At 64.4% G+C, this 16,284-nt stretch carries 15 protein-coding genes and 1 tRNA gene; 11 read left to right on the forward strand and 5 right to left on the reverse strand.

The genetic code is table 11. From position 1 onward, the window contains the following. Positions 1-36 precede the first annotated feature (36 nt). Positions 37-126, reverse strand: a tRNA-Ser gene (locus JQ604_RS16000). A gap of 36 nt (positions 127-162) precedes the next feature. On the opposite strand from JQ604_RS16000, the gene JQ604_RS16005 reads away from it, so the two are divergent. From JQ604_RS16005 to JQ604_RS16020, 4 genes are all read left to right on the forward strand, one after another. Continuing rightward, the gene (locus JQ604_RS16005) at positions 163-381 is read left to right on the forward strand and encodes a hypothetical protein (protein WP_212358379.1); all 219 of its coding nucleotides are present in this window, start codon (positions 163-165) and stop codon (positions 379-381) included. An 815-nt stretch (positions 382-1,196) separates the two neighbouring features. After that, positions 1,197-1,388 carry a hypothetical protein gene (locus JQ604_RS16010; RefSeq protein WP_212358380.1) on the forward strand — a complete coding sequence of 64 codons (192 nt, stop codon included), beginning with the start codon at positions 1,197-1,199 and terminating at the stop codon, positions 1,386-1,388. A gap of 95 nt (positions 1,389-1,483) precedes the next feature. After that, positions 1,484-1,633, forward strand: coding sequence for a hypothetical protein (locus JQ604_RS16015; RefSeq protein WP_212358381.1), 150 nt, complete (start codon positions 1,484-1,486; stop codon positions 1,631-1,633). Positions 1,634-2,378: 745 nt separating this feature from the next. Further along, on the forward strand, positions 2,379-3,305 hold the full coding sequence (locus tag JQ604_RS16020; RefSeq protein ID WP_212358382.1) for a septal ring lytic transglycosylase RlpA family protein: 927 nt from the start codon (positions 2,379-2,381) through the stop codon (positions 3,303-3,305). 18 nt (positions 3,306-3,323) lie between these two features. Here JQ604_RS16020 and JQ604_RS16025 read toward each other — a convergent pair whose 3' ends face one another. Further along, on the reverse strand, positions 3,324-4,259 hold the full coding sequence (locus tag JQ604_RS16025; RefSeq protein WP_212358383.1) for an alpha/beta fold hydrolase: 936 nt from the start codon (positions 4,257-4,259) through the stop codon (positions 3,324-3,326). Positions 4,260-4,500: 241 nt separating this feature from the next. Between JQ604_RS16025 and JQ604_RS16030 the strand changes: the two genes are divergently transcribed. From JQ604_RS16030 to JQ604_RS16055, 6 genes are all read left to right on the forward strand, one after another. Continuing rightward, positions 4,501-5,685: a D-alanyl-D-alanine carboxypeptidase family protein gene (locus JQ604_RS16030; RefSeq protein ID WP_433996252.1), complete on the forward strand. Its 1,185-nt coding sequence runs from the start codon at positions 4,501-4,503 to the stop codon at positions 5,683-5,685. Between the two features lies 1 nt (position 5,686). Beyond that, positions 5,687-6,373, forward strand: a complete 687-nt coding sequence (gene tmk, locus JQ604_RS16035) for a dTMP kinase (protein WP_212358385.1) — start codon at positions 5,687-5,689, stop codon at positions 6,371-6,373. Then, entirely contained in the window at positions 6,370-7,410 is a 1,041-nt protein-coding gene (locus JQ604_RS16040) for a DNA polymerase III subunit delta' (RefSeq protein WP_212358386.1), read from the forward strand. Before tmk ends, JQ604_RS16040 begins: the two co-directional genes overlap by 4 nt. A 62-nt stretch (positions 7,411-7,472) precedes the next feature. Continuing rightward, positions 7,473-9,521: a methionine--tRNA ligase gene (gene metG, locus JQ604_RS16045; RefSeq protein WP_212358387.1), complete on the forward strand. Its 2,049-nt coding sequence runs from the start codon at positions 7,473-7,475 to the stop codon at positions 9,519-9,521. A 14-nt stretch (positions 9,522-9,535) separates the two neighbouring features. Next, complete coding sequence (locus JQ604_RS16050; protein WP_212358388.1) at positions 9,536-10,327, forward strand: TatD family hydrolase; 792 nt, start codon at positions 9,536-9,538, stop codon at positions 10,325-10,327. Beyond that, positions 10,324-11,121: an MBL fold metallo-hydrolase gene (locus tag JQ604_RS16055; protein ID WP_212358389.1), complete on the forward strand. Its 798-nt coding sequence runs from the start codon at positions 10,324-10,326 to the stop codon at positions 11,119-11,121. Before JQ604_RS16050 ends, JQ604_RS16055 begins: the two co-directional genes overlap by 4 nt. A 3-nt stretch (positions 11,122-11,124) precedes the next feature. On the opposite strand, the gene JQ604_RS16060 is transcribed toward JQ604_RS16055, so the two are convergent. Then, positions 11,125-12,270, reverse strand: a complete 1,146-nt coding sequence (locus JQ604_RS16060) for an autotransporter outer membrane beta-barrel domain-containing protein (protein WP_212358390.1) — start codon at positions 12,268-12,270, stop codon at positions 11,125-11,127. A 4-nt stretch (positions 12,271-12,274) separates the two neighbouring features. On the opposite strand from JQ604_RS16060, the gene JQ604_RS16065 reads away from it, so the two are divergent. Beyond that, on the forward strand, positions 12,275-12,550 hold the full coding sequence (locus JQ604_RS16065; protein WP_212358391.1) for a hypothetical protein: 276 nt from the start codon (positions 12,275-12,277) through the stop codon (positions 12,548-12,550). 161 nt (positions 12,551-12,711) lie between these two features. Here the strand turns inward: JQ604_RS16065 and JQ604_RS16070 are convergent, their stop codons facing one another. Together JQ604_RS16070 and JQ604_RS16075 are read right to left on the reverse strand one after the other, a co-directional pair. Further along, entirely contained in the window at positions 12,712-14,361 is a 1,650-nt protein-coding gene (locus JQ604_RS16070) for an acyl-CoA synthetase (RefSeq protein WP_212358392.1), read from the reverse strand. A 23-nt stretch (positions 14,362-14,384) separates the two neighbouring features. Next, positions 14,385-16,283 (reverse strand): TRAP transporter large permease, encoded by a 1,899-nt coding sequence (locus JQ604_RS16075; RefSeq protein WP_212358393.1) that lies wholly within the window; start codon positions 16,281-16,283, stop codon positions 14,385-14,387. Between the last annotated feature and the right edge of the window lies 1 nt (position 16,284).

Genomic DNA, 16,284 nt, shown 5'->3' on the forward strand with positions numbered 1-16,284 from the left:
CGTGAGTGTTTTTGGTGAAGCAGGGCCACAGAAGCGTGGCGGAAGGGGTGGGATTCGAACCCACGGTACCCTTGCGGGCACGCCGGTTTTCAAGACCGGTGCCTTAAACCACTCGGCCACCCTTCCGGATCGACAGGAACAGGCACTTAGCCTAGGGCCGGAATGAACGCAACGCGAACTTGGACCCCATTCGGACCCGATGCGCATCGTGCCGGCGGCGATCGGTCAGCACCTGCAGGGGGGCTCGACGGCAGGCTCGGGCCGATCCTCGAGGGATCGATGCGGCCGGTCTCGGTGACGGTGACGCATGCGGGGATTGCCCGGGTGCGGCGGTATTCGTTGCGCATGGACGAGCGCCACCCGTTCCTGTCGAAGGTCTGAAACCCAAGCGGCAGACGCGACGTATAGCCTTCAAGCGTTCGGTTGCAGATCGGGCACCGGGCGCCACGCTCGATCGCACAAAAACCAAGTGGGGACGCAATATCAGAGATCGGGTGGCCTATATTTGTGTTTATATTTCATAGGTTTGACAATGCCGTCTGCCGTTGAAGCACTCGTATCGGTGCATGTGCGCTCGAACAACCGGCGAGCGCTTGAGAGTATGAGAGATTTTCGGCGCACTTTGCTTGAAAGCCTTCGATCCTCGACCTCCCTCGATCAGCGTCCCGCTCTAAGTCATGTTCAAGATGATTTGCGAATTATCGAAGAGGGGCTCAACAGCCTAAGGACGCGATAGCCGGCCTCGCACCGCCGGCACGCCCGTCACGGGAACTTGACTTCCGAAATTGACATGGAGTCAGGGAACGCAAGGCGCAGCAGGCAGAAACAGCGGCGCATGTCGACGCGTGGCTGTCGTCCAACAGCGCTCCCAATCGTGCACACCTGCGCTCACCTGTGGGGTCTCCGCAATCTTACGGTGCGGAATCCTGTTTGAAACGCGCGAAAGTAGGCGGAGGATACCTGCACACTTTTCAGCACGTAATGCGTTCAGGTTTGCGAGAGAGCCCGGCCAGACAGCGGCCGGGCTTTTCGTTTTCGGGCAAGCTCGCGGTTCCGAGGCCTGACGGGCGTTCCTTCCGAAAACGGCGTGCAGCCGCCTTCGTGTGTGCGCCCCATCACATCGTTCGCCCTTGGCGCGTGACACAACGGCCGTGGGTCGAGAGAACGGCCCTTACACCTTCACCAAGGGAGCACACATGAACACCCAGGAATTGTCCGATCTCACCCTCGATGCCATCAGCGGCGGCGCGGCCAACATCTTCGGCTGCAGGGTCACCAGCGTCACCGATATCAATCTGGGCGTCTTCGGCACGATCCACGTCGACACCATCTCGTGCGGTGGCAAGGAAGGCACGGCCGTCAGCTACTCGCCCTACAAGCCGGCGTAAACCTGCGGAATTCAGCAGCCTGGTCTCGCAAGACCGGGTCTGTTCGCCGAGGAGACGCAGCCGACGCCTACGAAAGCAAACAGCGGGAGAACGCAATGCTTAAGAATGTTTCGAAGGATGTTCGCGAGCTGAAAATCGATGAACTTGAAATCGTGTCGGCTGCCGGCATGCGCAAGTCGGGTGGTGAAGTCAGCAGCGGAACAATGTTCTTGAAGTTTGTCTTCAAGCTTGTCGCCGTGAAGTAGGCTCCGATCTGGCAGGGGCAACCGCGGCCTGAAAGGCTTCCGCTGACCGGCGCGCGCGGGAGATGCCGATCAGGCGAAGGCGAACGCCAGAAGGCTGGAGCACAGCAGCACCAGGCTGGCTGCGGTGAGGGTCAGGAAGCCGTCGGAAACCAGATCGTGATTGCGCATGTTACACCTGCTGCTCTCGATGCTCGTCCGAATTGATTAAAGCTTTCCGAACTGAACTCCTGGAAGAGGTGATGCGTCTTCCGCTGACGTGTCTTCCGCGTAAGTATCTCCCGCTGCCGAGCCATCAGGCCCGGTAGCGATAGCCTTCCCAAGCATGGGCCAGAAAGATCCCTGCGCTCACCAGGCCCATCACTGCCGTTACCGTCTCGATCATTGCAAACCGTCCTTCGCACCCCGCGCAGAGACAAAACGATTGCAGGCTTGCACAGTCAAAAAGATTCAATTGTTGGAATCTTCATTCGCCGCCGACTGATGATTTGCTGCAACAGGTTGTTTGAAAGCGGGACGGAGCAGGGCGTCTGCAGGCCATTCCAGCCGCATTTTCTCCGTAGATGTGCGGACTTGTGGCGCAACCGATCATTTACCACGGTGCCGTCACGCTGCGGCTCACCCTATTTCCGCCGTGTTCCGGCTGCGATATCTTCAAGCTCTGGTGCGGAGGTGGGCCGCATCATGACGACTCGGGCAAGATGGGCTGCCAACACGGTCCGTGTCCGGCAAAAGGTACTTGGGGCGAATGGGGATCAGACGGCCAGATTCGATTATCCGGACGGCGCGCGGCGCTGTCGCGGTGGCAACGTGTATCCTGCTCGCCAACTGCGCCTCGTCGGGCAAGTTCGCCAGCAAGGTCGATCCCAAATACGGCGTGTCGTCGAGCCCGCGCGTGGTGGCGTTCGGCGATCCCGTGCCGAAGGGCGGCGGCACCTATCGGATCGGCAAGCCCTATGTGGTCGCGGGCCGGACCTACGTGCCCGAAGAGGACGTCAATTATCGCGCCGAGGGCATCGCCTCCTGGTACGGCGATGATTTCCACGGCCGGCTGACCGCCAATGGCGAGGTCTTCGACATGGGCTCGCTGACCGCGGCGCATACGACGCTGCCGATGCCGTGCTATGCCCGCGTGACCAATCTTTCCAACGGCAAGTCGCTGATCGTGCGCGTCAACGACCGCGGTCCCTATCACGGCAACCGGCTCATCGACGTCTCCAACAAAGCCGCTGAACTGCTTGAATTCAAAGGCAATGGCACGGCGCGCGTCCGCGTCGAATATGTCGGCCGGGCGCCGCTGGAAGGCTCCGACGACCGCCAGTTGCTGGCGACGCTCCGCACCGGCACGCCGGCGCCCTCACCATCCTCGGTGCGGGTGGCCTCGGCACGCCCGTTCGTGCCGGAACTGTCGTCCTCGGCCGCCCGTATCCGCGGCGAGGTTCCGATGCCGGAGGGGCGGCCCTACAGCCTCGGCAACACCTCGGCCGATTACGCCTCGATCAACGCCACCTCGGAAATGTCCGCCTCCAGCCGCTCCCGCGGCCGGGCGTTGCAAAACCCGCGATCGGTCTCCTATGAGAGCGACGATAGCGAGACGGTGGAGCAGAGGGCGAGTTACCGGCCAATCGACGCACGCGGCCCGTCCGAGATCCTGAGCGGTCGCGGGCTCTACTGATTCAATGGCTTAGCCAGATCACCTGAGAAACTCGATCAGGGCAGCATTGACTTCATCCGGCCGTTCCTGCTGGATCCAGTGCCCGGCGCCCTCGATGATCAGCTTCCGTTTCAGGTTGGGCAGCACCCGTTCCATGTCGGCGACCCGCTTGGCGCCGATCAGGCCGGTGATGACCGAATCCCGCGATCCCGCGATGAACAGCGACGGCTGATGGATTTGCGCACCCTGCCACGGGGCGGTCAGCTCCCAATTGCGGTCGAGGTTGCGGTACCAGTTCAGCCCGCCACGGAAGCCGGAGTGGCTGTAGCCCTCGGTGAAGGCGGCAATGTCGGCCTCGGTCAGCCAGGCCGGCAACGGCTTTCCGACTGGCAGCTTGTCCAGGAAGCCCTTGCCTTCGTCGACGAACATCGAATCGGGATCGGACACGCCGCGCCCGAGCACCAGGCGCATGGTGTGGCCGATGTCGCGCTCGAACTCGGCTTCCGCCACGCCGGGCGGCTGAAAATACTGCCAGTAGAAATTGGTGATGCCGCTCTCGCGCAGCGTCTCGAGCGGCTTGGCCCGGCCGCGGAACGGCGGCGGCACGCTGAGGCCGGCGACCTTGGTGAAGATGTCGGGCCGGAACAGCGCCGCGTGCCAGGCGATCGGGGCGCCCCAATCGTGCCCGACGATCATCGCCTGCGGCTCGCCGAGTGCCGAGACGAGGGCGACCATGTCGCCGACCATGTCGAAGATCGTGTAGGCGCCGACGTCAGCCGGCGCGGTGGTGCGGCCGAAGCCGCGCATGTCGGGGGCAACGACGTGGAAGCCCGCGGCGGCCAGCGCCGTGATCTGGTGTCGCCAGGAGTAGGATAGTTCCGGCCAGCCATGGCAGAGCACGACGAGGGGACCCGATCCTGCCTCGCGCACGAACAGGTCGATCCCATTGGCGGAAATGGTGCGTGAGGAGGACATCGCGTTTCCGCCTTGTTTGCCGGTTTTGCTCGTCGGGGATGGCTTGGTTTCCACGATAGGGGCATTCGGCAACACCGGCAATCGGATCAGCTTTGCATAAGCGGAAAAGCTCAGTTGTTTGCGCTAGTTCCGGCTGTTAGAACGCTTGCCTTTCAGGACATCGCCGATGGCATTTCAGACCCCATTTCCCCGCCCATCCGCCACGCGTGCGGGCAGGTTCTGGCGGCCCGTTCTGGCCGCCATGGTCGCGCTCGGCGTCGGCTGCAGCGGGATCGTCTATGCCGCCAACAACAGCGTGCAGGGCGCCAAGAAGGAAGAAGGGGGCTTCGACGGCGATGCCCCGACCGCGATCCTGGTCGAAGCGTCCTCCGGCAGCGTGCTGTTCGAGAAGAACGCCGACGAGTTGCGCGCGCCGTCCAGCATGATGAAGCTGATGACGGCCGAGGTCGTCTTCAACGCCATCAAGAAGGGCGACATCAAGCTGACCGATGAGTACCGGATCAGCGAGAACGCCTGGCGGCGGGGCGGGGCGCCGTCCGGTACCTCGACGATGTTCGCGGCGATCAACAGCAAGGTCTCGATCGACGATCTCCTGCACGGCGCGATCATCCCGAGCGGCAACGATGCCTGCATCGCGCTCGCCGAGGGCATGGCCGGCAATGAGCTGACCTTTGCCAACGACTTCATGACCAAGCGCGCCCGCGAGCTCGGTCTGATCAAATCGACCTTCGGCAACTCCAACGGGCTGCCCGACATCCGCAACAAGATGACGGTGCGGGAACTCTCGGTTCTCGCGCGCCACATCATCCTGACCTATCCGGAGATGTACAAACTGTTCGGCGAGAAGGAATTCACCTGGAACAAGATCCGCCAGCAGAACCGCAACCCGCTGCTCAACGCGATGCCCGGCGCCGACGGCTTGAAGACCGGCTACACCAAGGAGGGCGGCTACGGCATGGTCGGCTCGGCCGTGCAGAACGACACGCGGCTGATCGTGGTCGTCAACGGCCTGGAGGACGCCGAGGACCGCGCCACCGAAGCCAAGAAGATGCTGGAATGGGGATTCCGCAGCTTCGAGACCCGCACGCTGATCGCCGCCAACCAGCCGGTCGGCTACGCCAAGGTTTTCGGTGGCGACAGCCGGTCGGTGAAGCTCACCAGCCCAGATCCGATCAAGGTGATGGTGGCCAAGAACGGCAACGACAAGCTGATCGCCCGCGTCGTCTATAGCGGCCCGGTGCGCGCGCCGGTCGCGGCCGGCCAGAAGGTCGGCGTGGTCAGGGTGTGGCGTGGCGCCAATGTCGCGATGGAGGCACCGGTCTATGCGGCTGAGGCCGTCGGCACGGGGTCGACGATGCGCCGTGCGCTCGATGGCGCCCAGGAGCTGGTGATCGGCATGTTCCGCGCCGGCGTCGAGAAGCTCTGACATGGCTGAAGCAGCGGTCAAACGGCCCAGCCTGCGCGGTCGCTTCATCACCTTCGAAGGCGGCGAGGGCTCGGGCAAATCGACCCAGATCCGCAAGCTCGCGGAGCGACTGGACGCGGCAAAACTACGCGCCATCGTCACGCGCGAGCCGGGCGGCTCGCCAGGGGCGGAGATCATCCGTCATGTCGTGCTGTCGGGCATGGGCAAGCTGCTCGGCCCCGACGCCGAAACGCTGCTGTTCGCCGCGGCGCGCGACGACCATGTCCGCACCGTGATCCTGCCGGCGCTGAACCAGGGCGTCTGGGTGCTGTGCGACCGCTTCTTCGATTCCACGCGCGCCTATCAGGGCCAGCTCGGGCAAGTGCTGCCGGCGCTTGTCAACGCGATGCAGCGGGTGACGATCGGCGACCTCAAGCCTGATCTGACCGTGATCCTCGACGTGCCCGTCGAGGTCGGCCTGCAGCGCGCCGCCGTGCGCCGCGGCACAGGCGTGGCCGATCGCTTCGAAGCGGAGGACGTCCAGTTTCACCGCGACCTGCGCGAAGCCTACAGGAAGATCGCGGCGGAGGATCCGCAGCGCTGTGTGCTGATCGACGCCACCGCCGATCCTGAAACGGTCGCATCGCGCGTCTGGACGGCGCTACGCGACCATCTGTTCGCGCAGGCAACCACGGCCAGTTCAGCATGAGCGCGCGCAAGGTCGAGCAGGAAATCGCGGTCCGTCATCCGCGCGAGACGTCCGAATTGTTCGGGCATCGCGAGGCCGAGACCGCGTTGCTCAATGCCTATCGTAGCGGGCGCATTCCGCACGCCTGGCTGATCGGCGGCGCCCAGGGCATCGGCAAGGCGACGCTGGCTTACCGCATGGCGCGCTTCGTGCTGGCCTATCGCAATCCGCTGGCGTCGCAGGTGCAGGCAGCCCCAAGCCTGCGGATTGATCCGTCCGATCATGTGGCTCGGCAGATCACGGCTGGCGCTCATGGTGGGCTCCTGGTGCTGGAGCGCGGGCTCAACGACCGCGGGGTGATGCGTACCGTGATCACGGTCGACGAGACGCGCGAGACCATCTCGTTCTTCGGCTCGACCGCAGCTGTCGACGGCTGGCGCGTCTGCATCGTCGACACCGTCGACGAGCTCAATCCGAATGCGGCGAACGCGCTGCTGAAGATCCTCGAGGAGCCGCCGCAGCAATCGTTGTTCTTTCTGGTCAGCCACGCGCCGTCGCGGGTGCTGCCGACGATCCTGTCCCGCTGCCGCAAGCTATTGCTGCGTCCGCTCGACGAGCGTGACGTCATCAGCGCCGCGTCTGCCGCCACCGAAATGGAATCCAGCGATCCGGCGCTGATCGAGGCCGCAGCCGCGTCCGAGGGCAGCGTCGGGCGCGCGCTGGCGCTGCTCGGCGGCGACGCGCTGAAGCTGCAGCAGCGTACGGCGGCGCTGCTTGCGACCTTGCCGCAGGTCGATCCGCGCGAACTGCATGCGCTGGGCGATGCGCTCGGCACCAGCGACCGCGTCGCGCTGGCCGCCTTTATCGACGGCATCGACCGCTGGATGAGCGAGAAGCTGCGCGCCGGCGACGCCAATGCCAATCTGCCGCGCCTTGCACGGCTGGCGGAGGTATGGGAAAAGATCGTCCGCGCCGCGCGCGATACCGAATCGTACAATCTGGAGCGGAAACCGCTGGTTTTCTCGGTATTTTCGATGCTTGCCGACGCAACGCGATAGACCCGCAACCTGTCATCTATCCGACAAACCCGTTTTGATTTGTATCTGTAAAGGAATTCGTCGTGGCGAAGGCTAAGAAGTCGTCGAAGAAACAAAAGGCGAAGAAGGCCCAAAAGGCCTCGCCCGCGCGCGCGACCAAGAAGAAAGCCGTCGTCAAGAAAGCCAAGACCGCGAAGAAGGCGGCGAAGAAAGTCGCCAAGAAGACTGCTGCAAAGAAGACCGTCAAGAAAGCGGTGAAGAAGGCTGCCAAGAAATCGGCCAAGACCTCGTCCAAGGCCTCGGCAAATCCGATGGCGCCAAAGGCAGCCGCACCTGCGCCCGCGACGGAGATTGTGACGAAGGCTCCGCCGGCTCCCAAGGCAGCGCCTGCTCCGAAGCCCGCGCCAGCACCCAAGACTCCGCCAGCACCCAAGGCGCCGCCAGCACCCAAGGCTGCGAAGCCGCCGGCTGCTCCGAAGCAGCCGAAGCCTGTCGTGGCACCGCCGGTCGCCGCGCCGGCTGCTGAGCCCGCCCTTGCGCCGGTGGCTGCTCCGACGACGACGCCTGTGGTTGCTCCCGCAATCGATCGCAGCAACATCTTCTACATCACGACCGCCATCGCCTATCCGAACGGCCAGCCGCACATCGGCCACGCCTATGAGGCGATCGCAACCGACGCGCTGGCGCGCTTCCAGCGGCTCGACGGCAAGGACGTATTCTTCCTGACCGGCACCGACGAGCACGGCCAGAAGATGATCCAGACCGCGCAGGCCGAAGGATTGACGCCGAACGAGCTCGCGACCCGCAATGCGGCGCGCTTCAAGGAGATGGATGAGCGCCTCGACATCTCCTTCGACCGCTTCATCCGCACGTCAGAGCCCGCGCACCACAAGTCGGTGCAGGCGATCTGGAATCGGATGCAGCAGAACGGCGACGTCTACATCGACATCTATGCCGGCTGGTATTCGGTGCGCGACGAGGCCTATTACGCCGAGGAAGAAACCACCGTCGGCGAGGACAATGTGCGCCGCGGTCCGCAAGGCACGCCGGTCGAGTGGGTGGAGGAGAAGAGCTACTTCTTCAAGCTCTCCGCCTATAAGGACAGACTGTTGCACCTCTACGAGAGCCAGCCCGATTTCATCGGCCCGGACTCGCGCCGCAACGAGGTGGTGAGCTTCGTCAAAGGCGGCCTGAAGGATCTCTCGATCTCGCGCACCACCTTCGACTGGGGCGTCAAGGTTCCGAACGATCCTGAGCACGTGATGTATGTCTGGGTCGACGCGCTGACCAATTACATCACCGGCGTCGGCTTCCCCGACGAGACAGATCCGAACTGGCGCTATTGGCCGGCCGATCTGCACATCATCGGCAAGGACATCATTCGCTTCCACGCGGTGTACTGGCCGGCGTTCCTGATGTCGGCGGGCGTGCCGATCCAGAAGCGCGTCTACGCCCACGGCTTCCTGTTCAACCGCGGTGAGAAGATGTCGAAGTCGGTCGGCAATGTCGTCGACCCCTTCAATCTCGCCGAGCAGTATGGCGTCGATCAGGTGCGCTATTTCTTCCTGCGCGAGGTGCCGTTCGGGCAAGACGGCAATTACAACCACGAGGCCATCGTCGCGCGCATCAATGCCGATCTCGCCAATGATTTCGGCAATCTGGCGCAGCGCTCGCTGTCGATGATCGCCAAGCAGCTGAGTGGGGTGCTGCCGGAGCCCGGTGAATTCTCCGACAACGACAAGGCGATCCTGGCGATGGCCGATGCCATGCTGGAGGCGTCGCGCACCGCGATGGCGACGCAACAGATCCATCAATGGCTCAATACGGTCTGGGCCGTGGTCGCCGAAGCCAACCGCTACTTCGCGGGCGAGGCGCCGTGGGCGCTGGCCAAGACGGATCCGGCTCGCCAGAAGACCGTGCTCTACGTGACGGCGGAAGTCGTGCGCCAGATCGCGATCATGGCGCAAGCCGTGATGCCGGCGGCTTGTGCGAAGATGCTTGATAGCCTTGGCGTCCCCGATGACAAGCAGCATCGCAACTTCACTGCGCTCGGAGAGCGGCTCAAGCCGGGCACGACATTGCCGGCGCCGGTTGGCGTGTTCCCGCGCTACGTGGAACCGAAGACCGAGTAGGCGGTTCGGATATCATGCTGGTCGACAGTCACTGCCATCTGGACTTCCCGGACTTCGCCGACGATCTCGACGGGATTGTCGCGCGCGCCGAGGCGGCCGGCATCGGCCGCATCGTCACGATCTGCACCCGCGTGAAGCGGCTCGGCGCGCTGCTCGCGATCACCGAGCGCTTTCCGAATGTCTATTGCTCGGTCGGCACCCATCCGCATCAGGCCGACGAGGAAGACGGCATTCCCGCAAGCGAGCTGATCGAGCTGACAAATCATCCGAAGGTGATCGCGCTCGGCGAAGCCGGGCTCGACTATTTCTACGAGCACGGCTCGCGCGAGGCGCAGGAGCGAGGGTTTCGCACGCATATCGCAGCCGCGCGCGCGACCGGCCTGCCGCTCGTGATCCACACCCGCGAGGCTGACGAAGATTGCGGCCGCATCCTTGAAGATGAAATCGCGAAGGGGCCGTTCAAGGCGGTGCTGCATTGCTACACCGGCGGCCGCGAGCTTGCGATGAAGGCGATCGGGCTCGGGCTCTCGATCTCGTTCACGGGCATCCTGACCTTCAAGAAGTCCGAGACGTTGCGCGCACTCGCAGCCGAGCTGCCGGCCGATCGCATCATGGTCGAGACCGACGCGCCGTATCTGGCGCCCGGCAAATTCCGCGGCAAGCGCAACGAGCCGTCCTATGTCGTCGAGGTCGCCAAGGTGCTGGCGGAAGCGCGCGGCGTTTCGCTCGAGGAGATCTCGCGGCAGACCACGGAAAACTTCTTCCGCCTGTTCTCAAAGGTGCCGGCGCCAAAGGTTCTTGCATGACGCTGACCCTCACCGTTCTCGGCTGCGGTTCATCCGCCGGCGTGCCGCGTCCGGCCCTCGGCTGGGGCGCCTGCGATCCCAACAACCCGAAGAACCGCCGCCGGCGCTGCTCGCTGCTGGTCGAACGATCAGGCGCGCATGGCACCACGCGGATCGTGATCGACACCTCGCCGGACCTGCGCGAGCAGTTGATCGACGCCAATGTCGATCATATCGACGCGGTCTATCTGACCCACGAGCATGCCGACCAGACCCACGGCATCGACGATCTGCGCTCGGTGGTGCTGCATCAACGCCGCCGCATTCCGGTCTATTTCAACCAGTCGACCGCCAAGGACATCATGGCGCGGTTCTCCTATTGCTTCATCTCGCCGGAGGGCAGCGACTATCCGCCGATCCTGACGCGGCATTCGATCGAGGCGGGTGAGAGCCACGAAACCGAAGGCAAGGGTGGGCCGGTGAAGCTCGCCGCTTTCCTGGTTCATCACGGCAAGATCCCGGCGCTCGGCTTCCGCATCGGCAATGCCGCCTACACGCCCGACCTGCACGACATCCCCCAAGAGAGCTGGCCGGCGTTGCAAAACCTCGATCTCTGGATCGTCGACGGGCTGCGCTATGCCGCCCATTCCAGCCATTTCAGCGTCGCCGATGCGCTGTCATGGATCGAGCGCTTCAAGCCGAAGCGCGCCGTAATCACCAACATGCATTCGGACCTCGACTACGAGGTGCTGCGGCAATCGCTGCCGGAAGGCGTCATCCCGGCTTATGACGGCATGCGGATCGACATCGGCTAACTGCTACCAGCCATAGCGAACGACGCCGCGTCCGGTGAATGACCGCGCCATCCCGGAAAATTCGCTTTCGAATGTCGCGGCGGCCAGCCATCCGTTCGACCAGCGCAATTCGGCCGAAGCGCCGGTGAGGGCTGCATTGGGCGACTGGACGAGGCCGGGCAAATTCGATCCGGGTGGAGGTGGCGGCGCCCCTGACGTCGCGGCATTGGCGTTGAAATCATGCACCCAGGCAAAGCGCCCGCGCAGCGTCAGCAGGCCATTGAGCAGATCGAAGGACTTGCTGGTGCGCATGCCGAGCTCGCTGCGGCCGTCGACCGCATTCACGGCGCCAAAGGCCGAGGCGAATGGATTGGCGCCCGGCATCGCCTGATCGCCGACCGCCGGAAGATTGAAGCTCGTGACCTGTCCAGCCGCATAGGCGGCGATGCCGAGCCAGGGCGTGGCAAAATGATAGCCGCCTTCGACGCGCCCCGTGTAGGCCGTTGCGCCGACCTCCGCATTAAGCCGGTCGCCGCCCGCAAACGGCATCCGCTCGTTGCTCATCGCCTGCCAGCCATAGGCGAGGGCGCCGGCGACGTAGGCTTGTCCATCCGTGTGCCGCAGGAACGCGCCGGCCTGAAACAGATCGGAACGGCTGCCGCCTCCGAAGGAGCTGCTCCCGAAATTTGCGCCACCGCCGCCGCCCATGGCAAAGCCGGCCGTGGTCTGGGGCGACAGCGAATAGTCCGTGCCGACCACGGTGCCGAACATCCGGCTGCCTGCTTGGCTGCTGCCTTGCATCGCGCCGCCGCCCGAGAATGGCGCGCCGCCGGCGCCGGAAGCCCAACTGTTCCAGTGCGGCGCATAGGCCGCGCCGTTGACGAGCGCCTTGCCGTAGATCGCGGCCGACACCTCGCGATCGAGCCCGCCGCGCGTGGCTCCGCCGGCATAGGCATTCGGATCGAACCGGTCGTCCGCATAGGCCTGCGGTGCGACGGTGGCGCTCCGTCCGCCGACGAACGGATCGAGCAGCGTCTGCGTGAACTGCGTCATCGCCGTGAACGTGGATTGCGCCGCATCGCCTTGTCCGGGCGGCGGCGCGGGTCGCGCGTCGGTGATGATATTCGCATTGGTCGTCCCGGTCGCCGTATTCGCCTGGCTTGAGGACATTTGATTGGTCGCCGAGGGCGAACCACCAGATGGACCGCTGGTCGATGGAGGCGCGTTCGACGCGCTGGCTGGGGAGGTGCTGCCCGACTGGCTGGAGCTCGACGATGTCGCAGGAGGAGCCGTTGTGCCTGTGGCGGATGAGGCGTGCTGGTCCTGTCCGCCGGAGGCGGCATTGGATGGCGGCTGCGCGGCGGCAATGCCGGGCAACCCTCCAACCATCAGCAATAGCCAAGCCAGACGCCGCATCGTGCGCCCGCGCTCAAGACATCAATCGCATTGAAACGCCCCACGGCAGCGGGGCTTGTTCGAGCGGGAATTCCGCGACGAATCCTTCAGAATCGGCCTCGCTAGCCGACTCAAGTGTTACGTGGAACCACGTTCGGAAGTCTATTTCTATCTAGGTATGTCCGTAGATTTCCGGAGTTTGCGGACAGACATCGATCAGGCCGAGATCGCCTTCGCCGAATCGACCTGGTTGCGCAGCAGGAATTTCTGGATCTTGCCGGTCGAGGTCTTGGGAATCACCCCGAACACGACGGCCTTCGGCGTCTTGAAGCCGGACATGTGCTGACGGCAATAGGCGATGATCTCGGCCTCGGTTGCCTTGGCGTCATCCTTCAGCTCGATGAAGGCGCAGGGCACCTCGCCCCATTTCGCGTCCGGCTTAGCGACGACGGCCGCGAACAGCACGGCCGGGTGCTTGTAGAGGATGTCCTCGACCTCGACGGAAGAGATGTTCTCGCCGCCTGAGATGATGATGTCCTTGGAGCGGTCCTTGATGATGACGTAGCCGTGCGCGTCGAGCACGCCGAGATCGCCGGTGTGAAACCAGCCGCCGGCGAAGGCTTCCTGGGTCGCGGTCTCGTTCTTCAGATAGCCCTTCATCACGATGTTGCCGCGGAACATGACCTCGCCGATGGTCTCGCCGTCGCGCGGCACCTCGCGCATCGTCTCGGGATCGAGCACGGTGACGCCTTCCTGAAGCGGGTAGGGCACGCCCTGCCGCCGCTTCATCTGCGCGCGCTGATCGGCCGGCAACTCGTCCCAGCCCGGCTGCTCGGCGCACACGGAGGCGGGGCCATAGACCTCGGTCAGGCCGTACACATGCGTCAGCTTGATGCCGATGCTCTCGGCGCCTTCCAGCACGGCGACCGGCGGCGCCGCGCCTGCGATCAATCCGACCACGGGCCTGGCCTTGGCGCCCTGCGGCGCATCCGGCGCATTGATCAGCGTGTTGTAGACGATCGGCGCGCCGCACATGTGGGTGACGCCGTGCTTGCCGATCAACTCGAAGATCTTTGAGGGATCGACCTTGCGCAGGCAGACATTGATCCCGGCGGCGGCTGCGATCGTCCACGGGAAGCACCAGCCATTGCAGTGGAACATCGGCAGTGTCCAGAGGTAAACCGGATGCTGGCCGAGATTGCCGGCGAGGATGTTGCTGACGGCGTTGAGATAGGCGCCGCGATGATGCGTCACGACGCCCTTGGGATTGCCCGTGGTGCCCGACGTATAGCTCAGCGCGATCGCGTCCCATTCGTCGGCGGGAACCTTTTCGACAAAGGCGGCGTCGCCCTGCGCGACGGTTGCCTCATACTCGATTTCGCCGATCCGCTTGCCGCCGGAGAACGCCGCGTCATCGACGTCGATGACGAACGGCTTTGCACCCTTCATCAGCGTCAGCGCCTCCGCGATCACGCCGGAAAATTCCGGATCGACGAGGATGATCTTCGCACCGCCATGATCGAGCTGGAATGCGATCGAGGGCGCGTCGAGACGGATGTTGAGCGCGTTCAGCACCGCGCCGGCCATCGGCACCGCGAAATGCAGCTCGTTCATCGCCGGAATGTTCGGCAGCATCGCAGCGACCGTGTCGCCGTTTCCGATGCCGCGGCCGGCGAGCCATGACGCGAAGCGCTTGCAGCGCTGATAGGTCTGCGCCCAGGTAAAACTCCGGCCCTCGTAGACCGTGCTGACGTGGTCCGGATAGACCGCGGCCGAGCGCGCCAGAAAACTCAGCGGCGTCAGCGGCACGTAGTTGGCCGGCGTCTTGTCCAATCCGATGGAGTACTGGTTTGGGGCTGCGCTCATGGCTTGATCCCATCGCAAACGACTTAGAGGAATCCGATCGATATCCAGGGAAAGATGGCGACGATGATCAATCCGATCAACAGCGCCAGCATGTAGCCCCAGATCGGCCTGATGCCTTCGGCCGGATCGACCCGTCCGATCGCGCAAGCCGCATAATAACCGACGCCGAATGGCGGCGCGAACAGACCGATGCCCATCGCCAGGATGATGATCATTGCGTAGTGCACCTCGTGCACGCCGACGGCGCGCGCGATCGGAAACAGCAGCGGCCCGAACAGCACGATCGCGGGTATGCCCTCCAGCACGCTGCCGAGGATCACGAAGGCCAGGATCGAGACCGCGATGAAGCTTGCGGAGCCGCCGGGCAGGCCGGTCATCGCCGCAGCAAGTGCCCGCGAGAAGCCGGACTGGGTCAAGCCCCAGGCCATGCCGGTGGCGGCGCCGATGATCAGCAGGATCGCGCCCGACAGGCACGCGGTCTCCACCAGCATCGGCATGATCCGCCGCCAGTTGAAATTGCGGTAGATCAGCAGGCCATAGATGAAGAAGCCGACCAGGAAGGCATAGACGATGCCGATCGTGGACACTTCCGTCGCGGTCGCGATGCCCTCGACCACGGCGTAGCGGATCACGAACGGCAGCGCCAATGCGGGCAGGGCAATGACCAGCGCCTTGAGGATCTCGCCGCTGCTGGCTCGCGTCACATGGCTCAGATTCTCGCCGCGATAGCGCCACCACACCAGCGCCGACAGCGTGATCGCCAGCACCAGGCCCGGCAGCAGACCGCCGGTGAACAGAGCTGCGATCGAGACGCCGGTCACCGAGCCGATCGTGATCAGCACCAGCGACGGCGGAATGGTTTCGGTCTGCGCGCCGGTCGCCGAGAGCAGGGCGACGAGATCGCCCGGCTTGGCGCCTCGCGCCTTCATCTCCGGAAACAGCACCGGCGCGACCGCGGCCATGTCGGCCGCCTTCGAGCCGGAAATGCCGGATACGAGGTACATCGCACCAACCAGCACGTAATGCAGCCCGCCGCGCACGTGCCCGAGCAGGCTCGCCAGGAACGCGACCATCGCCCGCGCCATGCCGGTCATCTCGATCAGGAGCCCCAGGAATACGAACAGCGGCACCGACAGCAGGATCAGATGGCTCATGCCCTCGTCCATGCGGCCGACCAGCACCATCAGCGGCGTGCTCGTCGTCAGCGCCAGATAGCCGTAGGTGGCCAGGCCAAAGCCGAACGCGATCGGCACGCCGGCGAAGACGCAGAAGCCGGCAACGCCGACGAAGAAGATGATCAGGTTGAGATTGCCCAATGGCTTCAGCGAGCCTTTGAGCAGCCAGAACACGCCGATGATCGCCGCGACCGACAGGATCGCCGCCAGCACCGTCCGGACATTGCTGGCACGGACGAGCCGCAGCAGCGCAAACAGTGCCATCAGCGCGATGCCGACCGGCAGCGCGGCGGCCCGCCAGCTGTTCAGGATCTGCAGCGCCGGCGTCGTGATGTAGCTTTCCTCGTAGGCGTATTCCCAGGACGGCCAGGCGATCATCACCAGGAACGCCAGCGCCGCTGCGGTCGCGACGAGATCGAGATAGGCCCGCATCGCCGGCCGTGCATTGGCGACGATGGCGGTCATCCGCATGTGCTCGGCGCGGCGGAACGCCACCGCGGCGCCCAGCATCGCCAGCCACAGGAACAGGATCGAGGCCAGTTCGTCCGACCAGATCAGCGGCTGGTGCAGCACGTAGCGCGCCACCACGCCGGCGAACAGGATCACGATCTCGGCGACGACGAGGATCGCCGCCGGAATCTCGACCAGCATGCCGAGCGCTGATTCCAGCGATGCAAGGAACGAGCGGCGGCGAGGGGACTGCTCCGCCTCGCCGGCCATGATCTCAGACAACTCGGCATGAGCCATG

Source organism: Bradyrhizobium jicamae (assembly GCF_018130695.1).
GTDB classification, from domain to species: domain Bacteria; phylum Pseudomonadota; class Alphaproteobacteria; order Rhizobiales; family Xanthobacteraceae; genus Bradyrhizobium; species Bradyrhizobium jicamae_B.